The organism is Streptomyces sp. RK9 (assembly GCF_045070545.1).
Taxonomy (GTDB): domain Bacteria; phylum Actinomycetota; class Actinomycetes; order Streptomycetales; family Streptomycetaceae; genus Streptomyces; species Streptomyces alboflavus.
On the sequence record NZ_CP173704.1, the window covers coordinates 3,842,598 to 3,863,687 of the forward strand.

The window sequence follows — 21,090 nt, forward strand, 5'->3', positions numbered from 1 at the left end:
CTCGGGCCCGCCTCCCGTGGCTCACAGGGCCGTGAGGATGCGCGGGCCCGCGTCCGTGATCGCCACCGTGTGCTCCACGTGGGCCGCGCGGCTGCCGTCGTTCGTGCGCAGGGTCCAGCCGTCCGGCGCGGCGTGATAGCCGTCCTTGCCACCGGCGATCAGCATCGGCTCGATGGCGAGCACCATGCCGTGCCGCAGCGGCATGCCGCGGCCCGGGCGGCCCTCGTTCGGCACCCCGGGGTCCTCGTGCATGCTGCGGCCCACGCCGTGGCCGCCGAATCCGTCCGGAATGCCGTACCCGCCGTCCCGGCAGACCGTGCCGACCGCGTGCGCGATGTCGCCGATGCGGTTGCCCACGACGGCCGCGGCGATGCCGGCCTCCAGGGCCTGCTCGGCGGTCTTGATGAGCAGCGTGTCCTCGGGGCGCGGGGTGCCGACGACGAAGCTGATGGCCGAGTCGCCCACCCAGCCGTTCAGGCTGGCGCCGAAGTCCGCGGAGACCAGGTCGCCGTCCCGCAGGCGATAGCCGTCCGGGATGCCGTGCACGATCGCGTCGTTCACCGACGTGATGAGCGTCGCGGGGAAGGGGACCGGGGCGAACGCCGGGTGGTAGTGCAGGAACGGTGACGTGGCGCCCGCGTCCTTCAGGACCTGGTGCGCCACCTCGTCCAGGTCCCGGAGCACCACGCCGACGGCCGCCGCGTCGCGCACCGCCGTCAGGGCGCGCGCGACCACGCGCCCGGCCTCCCGCATCGCTTCGATGGATGTGTCTGTCTTGAGTTCGACCATGCCAATTACTATACCGGTATTTAAATGGCGTCCAGGGGTAGGATGGGAACATGGTTCGCACCCCCTTGACCCCTGAAGAGCGTGAACGCGGCGAGCGGCTCGGTCTGCTCCTGCGCGCGGCGCGCGGTGAGCGGAGCATGGTGGAGGTCGCCGCGTGCGCCGGGATCTCGGCGGAGACGCTGCGCAAGATCGAGACGGGCCGGGCGCCGACGCCCGCCTTCTTCACGGTGGCGGCCCTCGCGGTGGCCCTGGAGCTCTCGATGGACGAGGTGGCGCGGGCCTGCGCGCTGGTTCCCGTCTGAGGTCAGCCGAGCAGTTTCGCCACCACGCGGTCGAGGGCCTCGATGTCCTCGCGGCCCAGGGCGAGCAGGTCGGCCGGCGGGGCGGAGAGGATCGCGACGGCACGCTCGGCGGCCGCCTCGCCCTCGGCGGTGAGTCGGACCAGCTTGGCGCGCCGGTCGACGGGGTGCGGGACGCGCTCGGCGAAGCCGCGCCGCACGAGGTCGTCGACGATCACGGTGGTGTACGGCGGGTCGGCGCCGAGCCGCTGCGCCAACTCCCGCAGGGTGAGCGGGCCGGGGGCGATCCGGCGCAGGGCCCGGATGCGGCTGAAGCTCATGCCGAGCGCCTCGGCGACCTCTTTGCGGCGGTTGTGGCGGTCCATCAGGAGGGTGTTGAGGCCCTGCCAGGCCCGCGTGGCCGCCTGCACGGTGGCGTCGTCCCGCTGCGCGCCGGGGTCGTCCACCCGCCGGTCCGTGTCGTCGCCCGGGCGTTCCGTCAAGTCCTCACCGTCGTTCTTGTCTCCTCGGCGGCCAGCCGCTCCGCGGTGAGCCGGGCCGTGGACTGCGCCCAGCGGCCAGAGGTGAGCGTACCCAGCAGCAGGACCGCCCCGCCGCACCCGGCGATGATCCACCAGGCCGTCCGGCTCGACTGGAGGAAGGCCGCCGTGCCCTTGTGCGCGCCGGTCGCCATGAGCGCGCCGGTGACCGCCACGCCGAGCGACTGGCCGAACTGGCGGCAGGCCGAGGCCACCGCGGCGGCCACGCCGGACTGCGAGCGCGGCATCGCGGACACGGCGGTGTGGGAGATGGGGGCGGTCACCATCCCGAAGCCGATCCCGAACAGCGCGTAGGCGCAGAACAGCGGCGCCACCGAGAGGTGTCCGGAGTAGGTGAGCGCCTGCAGGGCGGCGCTCGCGCACAGCGCGGCCCCGGCCGTCACCAGCGGCACGCGGGGCCCGCGTGCCGCGAGGATCCGCCCGGACAGCGGCGCGGCGATCAGCGCCGCGAGGGCCATGGGCAGCAGGAACAGACCGGCGTGCAGCGCGTCGAGCCGCCGTACGTCCTGCAGGTACAGGGAGCTGACGAAGAGGAAGCCGCCCAGCGAGAAGAACGCGGCGACGGCGATGACGGTGGCACCCGCGAAGGGGACGGAACGGAAGAATCGCAGGTCGATGAGGGGGTCGACGCGGCGGGTCTCGTACCGCAGAAGTCCGAGCAGCGCGCACAGCGCCGCGCCCGCGCACCCGGCGACCAGTGGTGACGTCCAGCCCCTGACCGGCGACTCGATGATCGCGTACGTCACCGTGGCGAGCAGGACGACGACCAGGACCTGCCCGACCGGATCGGCGCGGCGGGGGCGCTCGGCGCGGGACTCCGGCACGTACCGCCGGGTCAGGGCGAGCGCGGCCAGGCCGATGGGCACGTTGATCCAGAAGATCGCCCGCCAGCCGGCCGACTCCACGAGCGCGCCGCCGATGATGGGCCCCGCGGCCATGCTGATGCCGACGACGCCGCTCCAGACGCCGATCGCGCGGGCGCGTTCGCGGGAGTCGGGGAAGACATTGCTGATGATCGACAGGGCCACGGGGTTGAGCATCGAGCCGCCGATCGCCTGGAGCACGCGTGCCGCGATCAGCCAGCCGAGGCCCGGAGCGGCGCTGCACAGCAGCGAGGCCGTGGTGAAGACCGTCAGGCCGACCTGGAAGACGCGTCGGCGGCCCACGCGGTCGGCGAGCGAGCCCGAGAACATCAGCAGGCTCGCGAGCACGAGGGTGTAGCCGTCGACCGTCCACTGGAGCCCGGACAGCGAGCTGTCGAGGTCCTGCTGGATGGACGGCAGGGCCACGTTCAGGGCGGTGACGTCGAGGCTGACGATCAACAGGCTCAGGCAGCAGACGGCAAGGACCGTCCAGCGGCCGTGAGGGGTGGGGTGGGTCATGAGCGCCCCCGGAAAGTAGTTGTGTTGCTGTAATCATTACAATGACACAACTAAATGTTGAGCGTTACCTTCCGGGGGCGGCGGTGCCGGCGGTGCTAGAGCTTCTGGAGGTGTTGGCGATGCTGGAGACGCTTCCGCGCGAGCAGCGCCGCCCCCGCCGTCGCGAGCGCCAGTGCCACGAACAGGGCGCCGACCCACACGGGGGAGCGGTAGCCGAGCCCCGACGCGATGGCCCGGCCGCCCGCCCAAGGGCCCACCGCCGCGCCGAGGTTGAAGGCGGCCGTGGCGAAGCCGCCCGCGAGGGTCGGCGCTTCCGTCGCCGCGTACAGCGCCTGCGAGATCAGGGTGGAGCCGACCGCGAACGACAACATCCCCTGGGTGAAGGCGAGGACGACCGCCGCGACCGGGCTGCCCGCCGTGAGCGCGAACGCCACCCAGCCCGCGAGCAGCGCCACCGTGCCGCCCGCCAGGAGCGGCAGCGGCCGCGTGTCGGCGAGCCGCCCGCCGAGCGCGACCCCGACCGACGAGCCGAGCCCGAACAGGGCGAGCAGCCCGGGCATCCACGCGTCGTCGATGCCGGAGACGCGCGTGGCCAGCGGTTCCAGGTAGGTGAAGACGCAGAACGTGGCGCCGTTGACGAGCGCGCCGAGCAGGAGTGTCACCAGGAGCACGGGGGAGCGCAGGGCGCGGAGTTCCGCGCGGGCCCCGGTGCGCGGGGTGACGGGCGTGGACGGGGGCGCGGCGGAGGGTGCGGCCGGGGCGGCGGTTGTGGCCGGGGTGGCGGAGACGGCTGCGGGCGGCGGTACGGCCTTGGCGACGGCGACGACGGCGGGCACCGAGATCAGTGCCACCGCCCAGAACGCGGCGCGCCAGCCCCACAGTTGGCCGAGCAGCGCGCCGCCCGGCACGCCCACGACGCAGGCGAGCGTGGTGCCGCCGAGCAGGATGGAGGTGGCCCGGCCCTTGGCGTCCGGCGCGACCAGGGTCGTGGCGGTGGCGAGGGCCACGGCGAGGAAACCGGCGTTCGCGAGCGCGCCGACGACGCGGGTGCCGAGCAGGACGGCGTAGCTGGTGGTCAGGGCGCCGACCACGTGCACGAGCAGGAACGTGATCAGGAAGCCGAGGAGGGCGCGGCGGCGCGGCCAGCGCAGGCTCAACACCGCCATCAGCGGCGCCCCCACGATCATTCCCACGGCGAACGCCGAGGTCAGCGAACCGGCGGCCGGGACAGACACCCCCATGTCGGCGGCGATGTCCGACACCAGGCCGGACAGCATGAACTCGGACGTGCCCTGGGCGAACACGGCGAGAGCGAGCAGGTACAGGACGAATGGCACAGCGAGACTCCGCAACCACTGAAAGAGGATCGACGAGCCCCGCGGGCAGCCCTCGGCGGCGCGGCGAAGGCCGCGCTCGCGCCGCGCGGCTGCCGCGCGGGGAAGGAGAGGGGGAGAGAGCAGTCCGTGACCACGGCACTGCGGCGATCCTGTGGCGGAGGGCCGCGGAGCGACACGATGTCGTACCGGGATGTGGCACGACGTCGGTGTCGCTGCCACGCGGCAGCGAGGGACTCCGGAACCCGGTCAGGAGCTCAAGGAGTCCGTGGAGCAGCCACCGGAGCGCCGGTGGCTAGCGTCTGTTCGCCTCGGGACTGGACATGTGCGCAGACTAACCACGTCTGTCGCCGCACGTCCAAGTAATTAATGAAGCCTTCGGAAAACCGCGTGTAGCCGTCCCGTAACCCATCTGGTGTTATCTTCCGGACCGGCAGACTCCAGTCTCCCAGGGGGCGGTGCCCGACCATGGCAGTGGGACAACTCCCGGACGAGATCCGGGAGTTCGCAAAGTACTTGAACGACCTGCTGGCCCGGCTCGATCGGGACGGCGGGTGGTGCGGGGTGTTCCTGGCCCGTGACCCCGACGGCATGCGGGCCTGCCTCGAGGGTGCCGAGGTGCCGCCCTGGGACGTGGTGCAGGCGCTGCTCCACGACCTCGCGGCCGACGCGGGGGTGGGCGTCGCGCACGCCGAGACGGCACGGGCGCGGGCCCTGCACGCGGCGTCGGTGGCCGCCCACGACGACCGGCCGGGCGCCCGCGAACTCCTCAGCGACCGGCTCGACCTGATGCTCCAGGAGCAGCGGTTCGCCCTGGACCGGCAGCACGAACTGGCACGGGCCCTCGCCGTCGCCCCCACCCCCGACGAGGTGGACCGCATCCACCTGGACCTGGCGTGGGTGCGCGACGACCACGAACGCGCGGCCGCGCGCTGCGGGGAGCTGCGGGCGCGGATCGACCGCCTCGACCGGGCGAGCGCGCCGCAGTGGGTGGACTTCGGGGGGCCGGGGCAGGACGGGGCCCCGCCGGGGGCGGAGCCGGGCAGTTCCCCGGACGCCCGGCAGGCCGCGTACGACTCCCGCCCCGCCGAGTACGACGCCCGCTCCGCGTACGACTCCCGCCCCGCCGAGTACGAGCCCGGCGCGCCCCTTCCCGCCCCCACCGGCGAGTCCGCCCCCGCCCCGGACGAGCACGCCCAGGCCGACGCGAACGGCCGCACCCCCCGCGTCCCGCCCCAGTCCCACCCCCGCCGCCGCCCCCGGGGCGCCCGCTTCGCGGGGTTCGCCGGGCTCGACGCGGACGAGGCGGACGGCGTGGAGCCCTACGGGGACGCTGTCGTCCCCGTGGCGGACGGGGCGTCCGACGACGTGGGGACGCCCCGCGGCGCGCGCTACGCCCAGGCCATGGACGCCGCGCCGCGCGCCCCGAGGCGGTCCAGGCCCGTGGACCGGGCCGCCGGTGACCGCGAGGCGGCCGAGGCGCGTGCCGCCGCCGAGGCGCACCTCGCGGACGAGCGCGTCACCGTCGACGCCGTGAAGGCCCTGATCCGGCTGCGCGGCGAGGGCCGCAGCGGGGAGGCGCACGGGGTGCTCGTCGAGGCGGCGGGATGGCCTGCGGCGAGGCTCCCGCTGTTCGCCGAGGAACTGCACCACGCGGGCCTCGCCGCCGACTGGGCCACCCTGCTGTGGGAGGCCGCGTCGCTGCCGCCCGGCCGGCTCGTGGCCGTCGCGGACGCGCTCGCCGGCGCGGGCCGTGCCGAGGACTGCCGCAAGCTGCTGCGCCAGGGCGTGGCCCGGCCCGCCCCGGAGATCGCCGAGTCCCTGATCGCGCTGGCCGACGCGGGGCGCACCCGCGAGGCCAGGGCGCTGCTCGACGCGTTCGTCCGGGTCCGCAGCGCCGAGGACGTCGCGGCCTGCGCGCACACCGACCCGCCCCGGCTCATCCCGCAGCTCCTCGAAGCCGCGAAGGCGGCGTCGGACGAGCGCCACTGGGACCTCGTGCACGCCTTGCGCGTCGCGGGCTTCACCACCTGAGCCACGCCGTGGCCCGCGCGGGTCCGTCACCCGCTCGGGTGCGAAACATGATCGACTCCGCCGCGTTACGACGATGGTCTTGGCAAGGCCGTCGATGGGGCTTACGTTCGTCTGTCTACGCAAGAAGTCTACGGGCGTAGAGGCTCTCTGACGTCCCGTCGAAGGAGCAGCTCATGGCCAATGTCGTACGCGCCGCACTGGTCCAGGCGACCTGGACAGGCGACACCGAATCCATGATCGCCAAGCATGAGGAACACGCCCGCGAAGCCGCTCGGCAGGGCGCCAAGGTCATCGGTTTCCAAGAGGTCTTCAACGCTCCTTACTTCTGCCAGGTCCAGGAGAAGGAGCACTACCGCTGGGCGGAGCCGGTGCCGGACGGGCCCACGGTGCGCCGGATGCAGGACCTCGCGCGCGAGACCGGCATGGTGATCGTCGTGCCGGTCTTCGAGGTCGAGCAGGCCGGTTTCTACTACAACACCGCCGCGGTGATCGACGCCGACGGCAGCTATCTCGGCAAGTACCGCAAGCACCACATCCCCCAAGTCAAGGGATTCTGGGAGAAGTTCTACTTCAGGCCGGGCAACATCGGCTGGCCCGTCTTCGACACCGCCGTCGGCCGCGTCGGCGTCTACATCTGCTACGACCGCCACTTCCCCGAGGGCTGGCGCCAGTTGGGCCTGAACGGCGCCCAGCTCGTCTACAACCCGTCGGCCACGTCCCGCGGTCTCTCCGCCTATCTGTGGCAGCTGGAGCAGCCCGCGGCGGCCGTCGCCAACGAGTACTTCATCGCCGCGATCAACCGCGTCGGCCAGGAGGAGTACGGCGACAACGACTTCTACGGCACGAGTTACTTCGTGGACCCGCGCGGGCAGTTCGTCGGCGAGACGGCGAGCGACAAGGCGGAGGAACTCGTCGTGCGCGACCTCGACTTCGACCTGATCGACGAGGTCCGCGAACAGTGGGCGTTCTACCGGGACCGCCGCCCGGACGCGTACGAAGGGCTGGTCAACCCGTGAAGGACCTCTACGCAAGGCACCGGGCCGTCCTGCCGGACTGGCTCGCGCTCTACTACGACGAGCCGATCGAGCTGACGCACGGCGAGGGCCGCCACGTCTGGGACGCCGCAGGACGGCGCTACCTCGACTTCTTCGGCGGCATCCTCACCACCATGACCGCGCACGCGCTGCCCGACGTCACCAAGGCGATCGCCGAGCAGGCCGGCCGGATCATCCACAGCTCCACGCTCTATCTGAACCGCCCGATGGTCGACCTCGCCGAGCGGATCGCGGCCCTGTCCGGCATCCCGGACGCCCGCGTGTTCTTCACGACGTCGGGCACCGAGGCCAACGACACGGCGCTGCTCCTCGCCACCGCCCACCGCCGCTCCAACCAGATCCTGGCGATGCGCAACAGCTACCACGGCCGCTCCTTCACCACGGTCGGCATCACCGGCAACCAGTCCTGGTCGCCCACGAGCCTGTCGCCGTTGCAGACGCTGTACGTCCACGGCGGCGTCCGCTCCCGCGGGCCCTACGCGGCCCTCAGTGACGCCGAGTTCACCGCGGCGTGCGTCGCCGATCTGCGGGACATGCTCGGCCAGTCCCGCGGCGGCGTCGCCGCGCTCATCGCCGAGCCGGTCCAGGGCGTCGGCGGCTTCACCTCGCCGCCCGACGGCCTGTACGCCGCCTTCCGCGAGGTCCTCGCCGAGCACGGCATCCTGTGGATCGCGGACGAGGTGCAGACCGGCTGGGGCCGCACCGGCGACCACTTCTGGGGCTGGCAGGCGCACGCCGCCGCCGGACCGCCGGACCTGCTCACCTTCGCCAAGGGCATCGGCAACGGCATGTCCATCGGCGGCGTCGTCGGCCGCGCAGAGATCATGAACTCCCTGGACGCCAACTCCATCTCCACCTTCGGCGGCTCGCCCGTCACCATGGCCGCGGGCCTCGCCAACCTCTCGTACCTCCTGGAGCACGACCTTCAGGGCAACGCGCGCCGCGTCGGCGGGCTGCTCATCGAGCGGCTGCGGGCCATCTGCGCCCAGCTCCCCGTGGTCCGCGAGGTGCGCGGCCGGGGCCTGATGATCGGCATCGAGCTGGTCAGGCCCGGCACCGACGAGGCCGACCCGCAGGCGGCCGCGGCGGTCCTGGAGGCGGCCCGCGACGGCGGACTGCTCATCGGCAAGGGCGGCGGGCACAGCACCAGCGTGCTGCGCGTCGCCCCGCCCCTGTCGCTGACCGTCGCCGAGGCCGAGGAGGGCGCCGCGATCCTGGAGCGGGCCCTGCGGAGCGTCTAGGCCGCGCCCCGCCCCGTGGGCGGGCACCCCCCGGGCCCGCGCACCGCACCGCACTTCGCGTACCCCCGTACGTACGAAAGGGAGCGCACCACCATGAGTACCCGCACCCTGATCCGCGGCGGCCTCGTCATCACCGCCGCCGAGGAGCTGCACGCCGACGTCCTGATCGAGGACGGCCGGATCGCGGCGCTCGCCGCGCGCGGCACCCGGGCCGCCGAGGCCTGGAGCGCGGACCGCGTCATCGACGCGAGCGACAAGTACGTCATCCCGGGCGGCGTCGACGCGCACACCCACATGGAGCTGCCGTTCGGCGGCACCTTCGCGTCGGACTCCTTCGAGAGCGGCACCCGCGCCGCCGCCTGGGGCGGCACCACCACCATCGTCGACTTCGCCGTCCAGACCGTCGGCCGGTCGCTGCGCGAGGGCCTGGACGCCTGGTACGCGAAGGCCGACGGCAAGTGCGCCATCGACTACGCCTTCCACATGATCCTCTCCGACGTCAACTACCGGACGCTCAAGGAGATGGACCTACTGGTGGAGGAGGGCATCACCTCCTTCAAGCTCTTCATGGCCTACCCGGGCGTCTTCTACAGCGACGACGGGCAGATCCTGCGCGCCATGCAGCGCTCCGCCGCCAACGGTGGGCTGATCATGATGCACGCCGAGAACGGCATCGCCATCGACGTCCTCGTCGAGCAGGCCCTCCAGCGCGGCGAGACCGACCCCCGCTACCACGGCGAGGTCAGGAAGGTCCTCCTGGAGGCCGAGGCCACGCACCGCGCCATCCAGCTCGCCCGGGTCGCGGGCGCCCCGCTGTACGTCGTGCACGTCTCCGCCGAGGAGGCCGTCGCGGAGCTGGCGGCCGCGCGGGACAAGGGTCTCGACGTCTTCGGGGAGACCTGCCCGCAGTATCTGTTCCTGTCCACCGACAACCTCGCCGAGCCGGACTTCGAGGGCGCCAAGTACGTCTGCTCGACGCCCCTTCGGCCCCGCGAGCACCAGGCGGCGCTCTGGCGGGGCCTCAGGACCAACGACCTCCAGGTGGTCTCCACCGACCACTGCCCGTTCTGCTTCACCGGCCAGAAGGAGCTGGGCCGCGGCGACTTCTCGAAGATCCCCAACGGCCTGCCCGGCGTCGAGAACCGCATGGACCTGCTGCACCAGGCCGTCCTCGACGGGCACATCACCCGCCGCCGCTGGATCGAGATCGCCTGCGCCACCCCGGCCCGCATGTTCGGCCTCTACCCGAAGAAGGGCACCATCGCCCCCGGCGCCGACGCGGACGTCGTCGTCTACGACCCCGCCGCGACCCAGGTGATCTCCGCCGAGACCCACCACATGAACGTCGACTACTCCGCGTACGAGGGGAAGCAGGTCACCGGCCGCGTCGAGACGGTCCTTTCGCGCGGTGAACTCGTCATCGACCAGCGGGAGTTCACCGGCCGCGCCGGGCACGGCCTCTACACCCCGCGCGCCACCTGCCAGTACCTGAGCTGACCGGCCGCGCGCGCCGCTCACTCACCTGAACCAGCAAGGAGGTCCCTCGTGGATTTCGGACTTGTCCTGCAGACCGACCCGCCCGCGTCCGCCGTGGTCGACCTGATGCGCCGCGCCGAGGAGCGCGGTTTCCGCTACGGCTGGACGTTCGACTCGGCGGTCCTGTGGCAGGAGCCGTTCGTGATCTACAGCCGGATCCTTGAGCACACCGAACATCTGACGGTCGGCCCGATGGTGACCAACCCGGGCACCAGGACCTGGGAGGTCACGGCCTCCACGTTCGCCACGCTCAACGACATGTACGGCAACCGCACCGTGTGCGGCATCGGTCGCGGCGACTCGGCCATGCGCGTCGCCGGCCGCAAGCCCAACACCCTGGCCCGCCTCGGCGAGTGCATCGACGTGGTCCGTGACCTCGCCGAGGGCCGGGAGGCCGACGTCGGCGGGCAGACGCTGCGCATCCCGTGGGTGCGCGACGGGAAGCTGCCGGTGTGGATGGCCGCGTACGGCCCGAGGGCCCTGGCGCTCGCCGGACAGAAGGCCGACGGGTTCATCCTCCAGCTGGCCGACCCGTTCCTGACGGAGTGGATGGTCAAGGCGGTGCGGGCCGCGGCGGTGGAGGCGGGACGCGATCCGGCGGCCGTGAAGATCTGTGTGGCGGCGCCCGCCTATCTCACCGACGACGACTCGCCGGAGTCCCTGGCGCACGCCCGGGACGAGTGCCGGTGGTTCGGCGGCATGGTGGGCAACCACGTGGCCGACCTGGTCGCCAAGTACGGGGAGCACTCGGGCCTGGTGCCCGAGGCGCTGACCGACTACATCAAGGCCCGCGAGGGGTACGACTACGCCCACCACGGCCGCGCCGGCAACCCGGACACCGCGTTCGTGCCCGACGAGATCGTGGACCGCTTCTGCGTCATCGGCACCGCCGCTCAACACCAGGAGAAACTGGAGCAGTTGCGGGACCTCGGGGTCGACCAGTTCGCGGTGTACGCGATGCACGACGCCCGCGAGAAGGTCATCGACGGCTACGGCAGCACGGTCATCCCGGCGCTGGGGCGGTAGCCGCACGGGTGAGACCGGCGCGCGGGCGGACGCCGTTGTCCGCCCGCGCGCCGTCCCGTGGGGGACTGATGGAGCGTCAGCCCCGGACGCCCGGACGGGTGCCGCAGTCGCCCGCGGCGCACTTGTCCAGCCAGTTGGCGAAGTCCGCGTCGTAGCGGGTGCCGATGGTGCTGGTGAGCAGGGTGCGGGCAGCCGCCCAGTCGCCCTTGCGGTAGTGGCCGAGCAGGGTCGTCACGTCCTGGGGGTGCGACTGGATCAGGTAACGGACGGCCAGGTAGCCCCAGTTGTAGATGCGCGTGCTGTCGGCGTTGTCGTAGGTGGTGTCGAAGAGCGTGCTGAGCCGGTACGTCTTCTTGCCCGCCTGCTCGATCGCGTCGTCATAGGTGACACCGCGGTACGAGTAGGAGATGTACTCGGCGAAGCCCTCCACCCACATCACGGTCGGCGTCTTCATGCCCTCCGCGAAGTCGCCGTACATGTTGAAGCGGCCGTCGAGGTAGTGCGTGTACTCGTGGTTGAGGTTCCAGATCTGGAAGTCGGGGCGCAGCCACTCCGCCTCGTACGCGATGAACCGGGGCAGGTTGCCGGCCTGCGCCGGGTTGCCCTCCAGGTACATGCCGCCGTTGTTGGTGTCGATGCCGAAGACGATGCCCGCGTACGTCTTGTAGTCGCTGCTGGAGTCGAACGCGACGACTTCGAGGGTGGTGTTGTTGTCGTTCGCGACCGGGCCGTTGTCCTTGGCCACGCCGTGGAAGTAGGAGTCCTGGGCGAGCAGGCTGGAGCAGGCGGCGCCCAGCTCGGTGGACGTCATCTGCTGGGCGACGATCCGCAGGCTCGGGGCGCAGGTGTGCTTGACCGTCAGGACGGCGTCCCGCACGCGCTTCTGCAGGTCGCAGGTGTTGTAGTACGAGCAGTTGTCCTTGTCGTACGCGTCCGTCATCTCGGCGAGGCCGACCCACAGCTGGGCCGTGCGGCCGGTGATGCGGCTGCGGTCGAGGAGCTGCTTGACCAGCTGCGGCACCACGCCGCCGAACTGCTCGTGCCGCAGGAAGCGGCCCAGCTCGCGCCCGGCGTTGGCGGTGAGGTACGACTTGTCGGTGCCGAGCAGGCCGTCGTGGGTGACGGCGAAGTCCCGCAGGGTGGTGAGCACGCTCCGGTCGGCCTGTACGGCGGCCACGAACTCCGGCACCTGGTGGCCGCGGAACAGCACGGTGTAGGTGTTGTTGACCGCCGCGACCATCCACCAGTGGGCGTCGTAGGAGGCGTCGTAGTCGTTGAGGAGCCGCTTGACGACGTTCAGGAAGCGGGCGTTCTCGCCCGAGCTGTCGATCAGGGTGACCGTCTCGGCGAGGGTCTCGCCGTTGGCCGAGGTGACGTCGAAGGCGCGCGCCGAGCGGAAGAACGCGTCGAGGCCGCCCTGGACCGCGCTCTTCAGCGCCGGGCCGTAGGAGCCGACGGTGTCCGGCTGGCCCCACTGCACGTAGTAGCCCGCGCGCAGGTAGAGGACGATCTGCGTGATCGAACCGCTGTTGTTCCCGGGGTAGTTGACGGCCGTGTCGCGCAGCGCGCGGGCCACCGTCACCATCTGCTCCTCGCGGAACAGGGCCCTGGCGTCCGAACCGGTCGCGCCGAACAGCGTGTTGACGCAGGCGGTCTCCGAGGACTTGATCTGCCTGACCAGGGCACTGCCGGTCTTCGAGGTGAAGTCGGAGACGTTGCAGGCCGCCTTCGGGGCGCTGCGGGAGGCCTTGGGCGCCTGCTCGACGGTGTGCGCGGGCGGGCGCTTCGAGGGGTCCTTGGTCGGCTTGGCCGCGTGCTCGGCCTCGGTGGCCCGCAGGTCCTCGGTCGAGGTGGGGGTGGCGGGGGAGGGGGCGGTGCCGGGGCGGGGCGCGGGGGGCTCGGCCCCGGCGGCCGCCGTGGCGCCCTGGCCGGTGAAGGCGACCAGGCCGAGGCCGAGGCACATGGCGAGGGCCGATATCAGGAGCCGGGCCAGGGGAGTTCTCGGTGCGCGGGACTTCTGTGGTCGTGAGGTGCGTTTCAAAGTGCCCTCCGGGCGGTCGGCGGCCGTGCCCGAGCACGGCCGTGGGGGTGCGCGAACCGTGGCGACCAAGGGTGGGAGGCGCTGAACTGCGGAAACCCTTGAAGTGTCATGCCCACGAAGGATGCGTGACATGTAATATTGCACACATCACATGGCCAGAGAAGGCCTGTGCGGGCATGGGCAGAGATTGACGCAGCGTCATGTGCGGTGTGGGGGGAGGGTGTTGTGCGGTGCGGTGCGGCCGTGGCGTCGCCCGTGCGACGCGTCGGCGCTCCGGTGCGGGGGGGGGGGGCTCCGGCGAGAGGGCTGTGGTGAAGGGGCTCGGGTGGGCCGGGGGTCAGCGGGCGGTGCCGAGTCCGCCCCTGCGGGGGCGCTTGGCCGGCTCCTGGGGCTGGCGGCCCTTCGCCCACAGGGTCCGCACGTGCCCGAGGTGGCGCGTCATGCACTTCTCGGCGCCCTTGGCGTCACCGGCCAGCATCAGGTCGAGGAGTTCGATGTGCTCCTCGGCCGAAGGGAGCAGCTCGCCGCGCTCGTCCAGGCCCGTCAGGCCGTAGAGCCGGGAGCGCTTGCGCAGGTCGCCGACGGCCTCCACGAGCCGGTCGTTGCCCGACAGGGCGAGCAGCGACAGATGGAAGCGGCGGTCCGACTCCAGATAGCCGATGAGGTCGTGGGCGCGGGCGGCGCGCACGATCTCCTCGGCCACCTCGCGCAGCGCCTCCAGGTCCTCGCGGGCGGCGGTCCGCGTGATCCGGCCGACCGTGGGGACCTCGATCAGGGTGCGGATCTCCGTGTACTGGTCGAGGTCCTTCTCGTTGACCTCGGTGACGCGGAAGCCCTTGTTGCGGACCGGCTCGACCATGCCCTCCCTGGCCAGGTCCAGCATCGCCTCGCGCACCGGCGTCGCCGAGACGCCGAAGTCCTCGGCGAGCGCGGGCGCGGAGTAGACCTCGCCGGGCTTGAGCTCGCCGGAGATCAGGGCCGCGCGCAGCGCGTTCGCCACCTGGTCGCGCAGGCGCTCGCGGGTGGTGATGAGGTCGCGCTGCGTCAGATGACCCATGGCGGTGGTGATCCCTTCGTGCCTGCGCCCCGCGCCTTCGTGGCCGAGCGGATCACCAGCGTACAATGTCACGTTGTTTTCGCAGCTGAGCGGGCGGGAAGAAGCGGGTCCGGACCCTCGGCGCCGGCCGTCGGCGAAGACGTTCGGGTACCCGGCGATCCAGTCGACCGCGCCCGCGAGGGCCAGTTCGAGCAGGACGTCGTCGGCGCCGACGAAGAGGTCCAGGCCCGGGGCGAACTCGGCGGACTCGTAGGCCCGGTGGCGGGGAAGTCGGCAGCGGCCCGTCAGTTCGGGCGGGTCGCCGTCACCAGCCACACCCGCGCCATCATCCGCACCCCGCGCCCGCCCGCGTACGGGCTGAGCGTGTCCTCCAGGGCCTTGCGGGTGACCCTCGGCACCACGCGGTCGGGCGTGCGGGAGAGGAGGAAGTCGACGGCGTCGGCCGGGTCGCGGCCCCAGTACGTCTCGACGGGCAGCGACGTCACCGTCACGTCCGCGTAGGCGGCGAGGGAGCGGCGGATGTGCGCGGGGTCGCTGAGGGAGGCCATCGCGGCGCGGGCGTCGGTGTGGTCGGCGGAGGGGGCGGCCCCCTGGGCGCCGAGCAGGCCCGCGATCCGGCCGAGCGCGTGGGACTCCTCGATGTCGGGGCTCGCGGGCTGCGGGCACACGAACACCAGGCGCCCACCGGGCCGCAGCGCGCGGGCCACGTTGCGGAACGCGGCCGCGTGGTCGGCGAAGAACATCACACCGCCCCGGCTGATCGCCACGTCGAAGCGGCCCTCGGGAAAGGTGTGCGTCTGGGCGTCCCCCCGTTCGTACGAGACGTTGGTGACCGCCTCGGCCGCGGTGCGCGCCCGTGCCCGCTCCAGGAGCGGCGCGGAGATGTCGACCCCGACCGCGTGCCCGTTCGGCTCGGCGAGCCGCGCCGCGATCCGCGTGACGGTGCCCGCGCCGCAGCCGATGTCCAGGACCCGGGCCCCGCCGCTGATCCGCGCGGCCGCGAACAGGCGGCCGTTGAGGTCGCCGCTCATGGCGTCGTAGCGGTCCTGCTGCTCGGCCCAGTGCCGGCCGATGGGGCCGTTCCAGAGCTCCTCCTGGCGGGCGTTGGGGCGGGCTTCGGGGCGGGTGTGCGTCGTCATGGGGGTTCCTTCGCCTCGGGGATCGTCCATGGGGTGGCGCCGTGCGGTGTTCGGTGCCGCCGATCGTCGCCGCACGGGCGGCCCCCGGTCGTCGTACCGGCGAAGGCAGTTGGATCTACGGCGACGGGGCCGGGCGGTCGCGCGACTACTGCGCCGGGAGTAGCGCGGGAGCGGTCCGCAGGGGGGACGTCCCTGTCCGGGCGCCGGATTAGGGTGCGGGACATGTTGGGGGAACGCGAAGGCTCCGGTGGCTGTGACCACCTCGACGAGCGCAAGGTCAGGGCGATGCTCGTGGCGTTCGCCGCGACCGTCGCCGCGGTCGTCGTGGGCGCGACGGCGTACGAGGGCGGTGCCGGCGCGGTCGACTACGCCCTCGTGTGCGTCGGCTCGCTCGTCCTCGCCGAGTACCGGCGCGCGCCGCGCGCCGTCCTCCTCGTCAGCGCCGCCGCCATGGCCGTCTTCGCCCTGCACGCCGAACCGGCCACCGCGGCGGCCTTCCCCGTCCTCGGCGCCGTGCACGCCGCCGCCCACAGCGGACACCGGCTGCTCGCCACGGGCACCGGACTCGCCTTCCTCGCCGTGTTCTTCGCCGCCGACCCGGGCCGCGACGGCGCCGTCGAGCGGACCCTGCTGCTCACCGGCTGGTTCGTGTGCGCCGTCGCCACCGGCATCGCGGCCACGACCTGGCAGGCGTATCTGCGCCAGACCGAGGAGCGCGCCCTGGAGGCCGAGCGGACCCGCGAGGAGGTGGCGCTGCGCCGGGCCGGCGAGGAGCGCCTGCGCATCGCCCGCGAACTGCACGACTCCCTCACCCACCAGATCTCCATCGTCAAGCTCCAGGCGGGCGTCGCCGTCCACCTGGCGCGCAAGCGCGGCGAGGAGGTGCCGCCCGCGCTGCTCGCCATCCAGGAGGCGAGCGGCGAGGCCATGCGGGAGCTGCGCGCCACCCTGGAGGTCCTGCGCACCGACGGGCCCACCGGCAGCCCCGCCCTGCTCGTCGAGCGCGCGCGCTCGGCCGGTCTTCCCGTCGAGCTGACGGTGACCGGGCGCGAACGGGCCCTGCCCGCGGCCCTGGAACAGGGCGTGTACCGCATCGTCCAGGAGTGCCTCACCAACGCGGCCCGGCACGCGGGCGGCCCGGCGAAGGTCGGCGTCCACCTCGACTACGGGGAGCGGCAGGTGGTGGTCCGCGTGGACGACGACGGGGCCGCGCGCCCGGACCTGCCCGTGGCGCCGGGGGTCGGGCTCACCGGGATGCGCGAGCGGGTCGAGGCGCTCGGGGGAGCGCTGCGCGCCGGGGCCCGGGACGAGGGCGGCTTCTCGGTGCGGGCCGAACTGCCGGTGGGGGCGGCCGGGTGAACCGCGTGAACGGGGTCGTCAGGGTCGTGCTCGTCGACGACCAGGCCCTGATGCGGGCCGGGTTCCGGGCGCTGATGGACGCCGAGGACGGGATCGAGGTGGTGGGCGAGGCCGCCGACGGGGCCCAGGGCGTGGCGCTCGTCGGCGAGTTGGTGCCCGACGTCGCGCTCGTCGACGTACAGATGCCCGTCATGACGGGCATCGAGGCGACCCGTCGCATCGCCGCCGACCCGCGCCTCGCGGACGTGCGCGTCGTCATCCTCACCAACTACGGCCTCGACGAGTACGTCTTCGAGGCGCTGCGCGCCGGGGCCAGCGGCTTCCTGCTCAAGGACACCGAGCCCGCCGACCTGTTGCAGGCCATCGAGGTCGTGGCGCGCGGCGACGCGCTGCTCTCGCCCGCCGTGACGCGGCGCCTGATCGGCGAGTTCGTGGCCCGGCCGCCGGACCGCGCGACCCCGCCGGGCCTCGAAGGTCTCACGCGCCGCGAACGCGAGGTGACGGCCCTCGCGGCCCGCGGCCTCACCAACGAGGAGATCGCCGCGCACATGGTCATCAGCCCGTTCACGGCCAAGACACATGTGAGCCGGGCGATGACCAAGCTGGGCGCGCGGGACCGGGCCCAACTGGTCGTGTTCGCCTACGAGTCGGGGCTGGTGCGGGCGCGGGTGGAGGGGGACGGGGGCGTGGACGCGGGGCCGGGCGGGGGCGTGGGTGCGGGGGAGTCGTAGCCGGGGGCGGGGGTGAGTCGGGGCGGGGCGAGGTGAGCCGTAGCCGGTCCGGGGTGCGGGTGGGCGGTGGGGCGCCGGTGGTCGGGCCGGGGCGGTGCCGGGTGCCGCGTGGCATGATCCCGGTGTGACTCTCCTCTCGCCCCGCCGCGCCGCCGCCCTCTGCGCCCTCGCGATACTCGTCGCCGGGTGCGGGCAGTCGAAGGGATCAGGGCGGGACGGCGCGGACGGCGCCGCGACCCGCGTCGCGGGCAAGGGCGGACTGCCCCCGTCCGCCGCCGGCCCCACCCCGTCCCACGGCGGCCCGTCCTACCGCGTCACCCCCGACGAACTCCCCACCGGCGCCGAGAGCGCGCCCCCGTACGGCGCGCCTCCGCCCGAGCCCCGGCAGGCCTCCCGGGACTGCTCCGGGAAGCGCGGCGCCCTCGTCGAACCCGGCCCCGTCGACGCCGCGATGGGCCTGCGCGCGATGCGGCTGACCCTGACGCACTGCGGCACCGGCACCTACCGGCTCGACGGCTACCCCGGCCTGCGCGCGCTCGGCGACGACGGGGCGCCCCTCGACGTACGCACCCTGCGGGGCGCCGGGAGGATCACCACCGGCGTGCCCGACCCCGGGCCGCACCCCGTGGCGCTGCGCCGCGGCGAGTCGGCGACCGTGGTCGTGGTGTGGCGCAACACCCACACGGACCTGGCGAACCCCGCCGTGCACGCGCCGCGACTGCGCGTCGTCCCCGCCCCCGGTGCCCCGGCGCGGACCGTCACGCCGGACGGCGGCATCGACCTCGGCAGCACCGGCCGCATCGGGACGACGGCCTGGAAGAAGGACGAGCCCGACGGCACCGGCAGGTGAGTCGGCCCGGGTCCTTCCGTGCCACGGGACGCGCCGCGCTCGAGGACAGGTTGGCTTGAAATCGACACCTTGGGGGTGCGATTTCAGCCGCAGGAAGGTTCCTGTCCGCGATAGATGGCTGACCCATGCACCGTACGTGTGTACGTGTACGACGGTGCGTCACCGCCCGGCCTGGGGAGTCGGGTTGTGGGCGGGGTAGCACGCGCGCGGCCCCGATGAGTCCTTTCGCGACGAACCTTCCGGACAGGGCCCCCCGGAGCTGAATGCCCGCTTCCACTGTGCGATCTTGTGACTAGCATGACCACCACAAGTGCCGTCGGAAGACAGCGCCACCAGGCGGACTTCCCTCGCGGCGGCACACAGTCGAGGGCGGGCCGACGGCCCGCGCACCCGTGCCGACACCGAGGGACCACGGAATGACACAGCCCGCCGATCGTCGTCCGGACCGCACCCCGAGCAGCCGGCGAACGGCATACACGCTGCCTGTGTGTCTCCTCATAGCCGCCGCGGCGGCGGGCGCCGCCGTCGCCGCCCTCGCCCCGGACGAGGCCCGCGCCTGGGTGGGCGCCGCGGCCGCCGGGGGCTGGATCCTGCTCACCGCCGCCGTCCTGGTCGGCCTCGCGACCGCGAACAGGCTGCGCGCGCGGGCCGCCGACGCCGAGGGCGAACTGCTCTCCGTACGCAGCCAGTTGGACACCCGTACCGCGGAGGACATGGGCCTGGCGCAGGTGACCCTGCCCGGCGTCGCACGGCTCGTGCGCGAGGGCGTCGCCCCGGACGAGGTGCTTCGGCAGACCCGGCCGCCCGCCCTGCCCTCCCAGCGCGAACTCCTCCGGGTGTGCGTGAGCGCGCTGGCCGACGCCGAGCAGCGCGCCGCCACCGCCGCCGCGACCCAGCGCCGCGCCGTCGACGACCTGGCCCGCATCACCGACGACGTCCGCCTCCTCGCCGGCGAGACCCTCCCGGACGTGGTCGCCACCCTGCGCGCCGGCGCCTCCGTCGACCGCGCCCTCGCGGGCACGCGCTGGCCCGACGACGCCGCGCTGCGCGCCCTGACCGAGGCCGCCGTGCGCGAACTCGCCCTCAGCGAGCGGCGCGCGGCCGCCGCGCAGGCCGCGAGCGCCAAGGCTCTCAGCCGCGTCCAGGCCAAGTCCGTGAGCATGCTCGCCGACCTGCGGGACATGCAGGACCGGCACGGCGAGGAGGTCTTCGGCGACCTGCTCAGGCTCGACCACAGCACCTCGCAGCTCGGCCTCATGACCGACCGCCTCGCGCTGCTCATGGGCGGCCGCTCCAGCCGCGCCTGGAACAAGCCCATCGTGATGGAGTCCATCCTGCGCGGCGCCGTCGGCCGCATCGCCGCCTACCAGCGGGTGCGGCTGCACTGCTCGACCCGGGTCGCCGTCGTCGGCTTCGCCGCCGAGGGCGTGATGCACCTGCTCGCCGAACTCGCCGACAACGCCGCGAACTTCTCGCCACCCACCGACGAGGTCCACGTGTACGTGGAGGAGTCCCGCACCGGCATCGTCATCACCATCGAGGACAGCGGCCTCAGGATGTCCGAGGCCGCCCAGCGCCGGGCCGAGGAGTCGGTGTCCGGGCGCATGACCGACCTCGCGCTCCTCCAGGGCACCCGGCTCGGGCTCGCCGTCGTCGGCGGGCTCGCCGTGAAGTACGGCATCAACGTCAGCTTCCGCCCCTCCGCGCGCGGCGGCACCGGCGTCGTCGTCCTGCTGCCCCCGCAGCTGATCGCCCAGCAGCCGCAGCCGGAACGCGCCCCCGCGCTCGACGCCCCCGCGCTGCCCGGCACCGGCACGGGAGCCGTGACCGGAGCGGAAGGCGTGCCCGCGCCGCGCCCCGCCGCCGATGACCCCGCGGGCATCCCCGCGGCACCCCGCACCGCCCCCGCCGACGCCGGCCTCGGCGGCGCCCCCGGCGAGCGGGCCGAGGCGCCCGAGCACACCGCCGTGCGCGAGCGCGCCGCCGACGGGGCCGACGAGTACGGGCGGGCCTCGGGCCACGGCACGGGCGGCCGGGGCATCGCGACCGGCGGCCCGCATGGCGGCGGTACGGACGGCCGGGGCATCGGCGCCGACGGCACCGACGGCAGGGGCGCCACCCTCGGCGGCCTGCCGATGCGACGGCCCGGCCGCACCATGGCCGCCGCGCACGCCGAACTCCAGCAGCGCCAGGCAGCCAACTCCGCCGCCCGGGAGGCCGCGCGGAGCGGCCCCGACACCACCCCGGGAGGCCGCGCCACCACCCCCGGCGCCCCCGACGCCCACGGGCACACCGACCCGGGCACCCCCGGCACCACCCCCGGCACGGACGGCGCGGACCCGGCCGCGGCGCGCCCGCCGCGCGACCTCGGCGCCCGGTTCGGCGCCTTCCACCGCGCCCGGCGGGCCGCCGGGAGAGAGCGAGCCACCGCGGGCGACCGGGGAGAGCGAACCCCGCGGCCCGCCCGCGAGAGCGAGCCGCCGCGGGCCGAGTGACCGGCCCCCGCGGCGGCCTGGGCCGGTCCGCCCGGACCGCGTCCCCGGTGCCGGGCCCGCACCCGGCGCCCCGCACCGCCCCACGGGTCCGCGACGACGCGCCCCACCGTTCTCACCTTCCCCACCCCCGCCCCGCACCGAAAGGGAGGCACGGGCGTTCGCGCACCCGGTGATCGCCCGAAT

The 21,090-nt window shown here is 73.6% G+C and carries 17 protein-coding genes; 10 read left to right on the top strand and 7 right to left on the bottom strand.

The window, feature by feature from the left end:
• Window positions 1-21 precede the first annotated feature (21 nt).
• Window positions 22-789: a type I methionyl aminopeptidase gene (gene map / locus AB6L24_RS36835; protein WP_405662829.1), complete on the bottom strand. Its 768-nt coding sequence runs from the start codon at window positions 787-789 to the stop codon at window positions 22-24.
• A 50-nt stretch (window positions 790-839) separates the two neighbouring features.
• On the opposite strand from map, the gene AB6L24_RS36840 reads away from it, so the two are divergent.
• Window positions 840-1,091, top strand: a complete 252-nt coding sequence (locus tag AB6L24_RS36840) for a helix-turn-helix domain-containing protein (RefSeq protein ID WP_380860998.1) — start codon at window positions 840-842, stop codon at window positions 1,089-1,091.
• Between the two features lie 2 nt (window positions 1,092-1,093).
• Here AB6L24_RS36840 and AB6L24_RS36845 read toward each other — a convergent pair whose 3' ends face one another.
• The 3 genes from AB6L24_RS36845 to AB6L24_RS36855 form a co-directional block, all read right to left on the bottom strand.
• Entirely contained in the window at window positions 1,094-1,570 is a 477-nt protein-coding gene (locus AB6L24_RS36845) for a MarR family winged helix-turn-helix transcriptional regulator (protein ID WP_405662832.1), read from the bottom strand.
• Window positions 1,567-3,009 (bottom strand): MFS transporter, encoded by a 1,443-nt coding sequence (locus AB6L24_RS36850; protein WP_405662835.1) that lies wholly within the window; start codon window positions 3,007-3,009, stop codon window positions 1,567-1,569. Before AB6L24_RS36850 ends, AB6L24_RS36845 begins: the two co-directional genes overlap by 4 nt.
• Window positions 3,010-3,104: 95 nt before the next feature.
• Window positions 3,105-4,346, bottom strand: a complete 1,242-nt coding sequence (locus AB6L24_RS36855; RefSeq protein WP_405662837.1) for a Cmx/CmrA family chloramphenicol efflux MFS transporter — start codon at window positions 4,344-4,346, stop codon at window positions 3,105-3,107.
• A 465-nt stretch (window positions 4,347-4,811) separates the two neighbouring features.
• Here AB6L24_RS36855 and AB6L24_RS36860 point away from each other — a divergent pair, with 465 nt between their 5' ends.
• The 5 genes from AB6L24_RS36860 (at window position 4,812) to AB6L24_RS36880 (ending at window position 11,235) form a co-directional block, all read left to right on the top strand.
• Complete coding sequence (locus AB6L24_RS36860; RefSeq protein ID WP_405662839.1) at window positions 4,812-6,377, top strand: hypothetical protein; 1,566 nt, start codon at window positions 4,812-4,814, stop codon at window positions 6,375-6,377.
• 173 nt (window positions 6,378-6,550) lie between these two features.
• Window positions 6,551-7,393: a nitrilase-related carbon-nitrogen hydrolase gene (locus AB6L24_RS36865; RefSeq protein ID WP_030361840.1), complete on the top strand. Its 843-nt coding sequence runs from the start codon at window positions 6,551-6,553 to the stop codon at window positions 7,391-7,393.
• Window positions 7,390-8,673 (top strand): aspartate aminotransferase family protein, encoded by a 1,284-nt coding sequence (locus tag AB6L24_RS36870; RefSeq protein WP_405662843.1) that lies wholly within the window; start codon window positions 7,390-7,392, stop codon window positions 8,671-8,673. The genes AB6L24_RS36865 and AB6L24_RS36870 overlap by 4 nt, the downstream gene beginning before the upstream one ends.
• A gap of 93 nt (window positions 8,674-8,766) precedes the next feature.
• Window positions 8,767-10,170 (top strand): dihydropyrimidinase, encoded by a 1,404-nt coding sequence (gene hydA / locus AB6L24_RS36875; RefSeq protein WP_405662846.1) that lies wholly within the window; start codon window positions 8,767-8,769, stop codon window positions 10,168-10,170.
• Between the two features lie 48 nt (window positions 10,171-10,218).
• On the top strand, window positions 10,219-11,235 hold the full coding sequence (locus tag AB6L24_RS36880; RefSeq protein ID WP_405662848.1) for a TIGR03842 family LLM class F420-dependent oxidoreductase: 1,017 nt from the start codon (window positions 10,219-10,221) through the stop codon (window positions 11,233-11,235).
• Between the two features lie 76 nt (window positions 11,236-11,311).
• Here AB6L24_RS36880 and AB6L24_RS36885 read toward each other — a convergent pair whose 3' ends face one another.
• The 3 genes from AB6L24_RS36885 to AB6L24_RS36895 all read right to left on the bottom strand — a co-directional run bounded on the left by AB6L24_RS36885 (window position 11,312) and on the right by AB6L24_RS36895 (window position 15,472).
• Window positions 11,312-13,198: a collagenase gene (locus tag AB6L24_RS36885; RefSeq protein ID WP_405663599.1), complete on the bottom strand. Its 1,887-nt coding sequence runs from the start codon at window positions 13,196-13,198 to the stop codon at window positions 11,312-11,314.
• Between the two features lie 415 nt (window positions 13,199-13,613).
• Window positions 13,614-14,333, bottom strand: a complete 720-nt coding sequence (locus AB6L24_RS36890) for a GntR family transcriptional regulator (RefSeq protein WP_051810960.1) — start codon at window positions 14,331-14,333, stop codon at window positions 13,614-13,616.
• Between the two features lie 284 nt (window positions 14,334-14,617).
• Window positions 14,618-15,472 (bottom strand): class I SAM-dependent methyltransferase, encoded by an 855-nt coding sequence (locus AB6L24_RS36895; RefSeq protein ID WP_405662851.1) that lies wholly within the window; start codon window positions 15,470-15,472, stop codon window positions 14,618-14,620.
• Between the two features lie 285 nt (window positions 15,473-15,757).
• Here AB6L24_RS36895 and AB6L24_RS36900 point away from each other — a divergent pair, with 285 nt between their 5' ends.
• The 4 genes from AB6L24_RS36900 to AB6L24_RS36915 all read left to right on the top strand — a co-directional run bounded on the left by AB6L24_RS36900 (window position 15,758) and on the right by AB6L24_RS36915 (window position 20,907).
• Window positions 15,758-16,831 carry a sensor histidine kinase gene (locus AB6L24_RS36900; RefSeq protein WP_405663603.1) on the top strand — a complete coding sequence of 358 codons (1,074 nt, stop codon included), beginning with the start codon at window positions 15,758-15,760 and terminating at the stop codon, window positions 16,829-16,831.
• A gap of 5 nt (window positions 16,832-16,836) precedes the next feature.
• Window positions 16,837-17,562, top strand: a complete 726-nt coding sequence (locus AB6L24_RS36905) for a response regulator (protein ID WP_405662854.1) — start codon at window positions 16,837-16,839, stop codon at window positions 17,560-17,562.
• A 124-nt stretch (window positions 17,563-17,686) separates the two neighbouring features.
• A complete protein-coding gene (locus AB6L24_RS36910) occupies window positions 17,687-18,412 on the top strand; it encodes a DUF4232 domain-containing protein (protein WP_405662857.1) in 726 nt (241 codons plus the stop codon).
• Window positions 18,413-18,897: 485 nt separating this feature from the next.
• Window positions 18,898-20,907 carry an ATP-binding protein gene (locus AB6L24_RS36915; protein ID WP_405662859.1) on the top strand — a complete coding sequence of 670 codons (2,010 nt, stop codon included), beginning with the start codon at window positions 18,898-18,900 and terminating at the stop codon, window positions 20,905-20,907.
• Window positions 20,908-21,090: the final 183 nt, after the last annotated feature.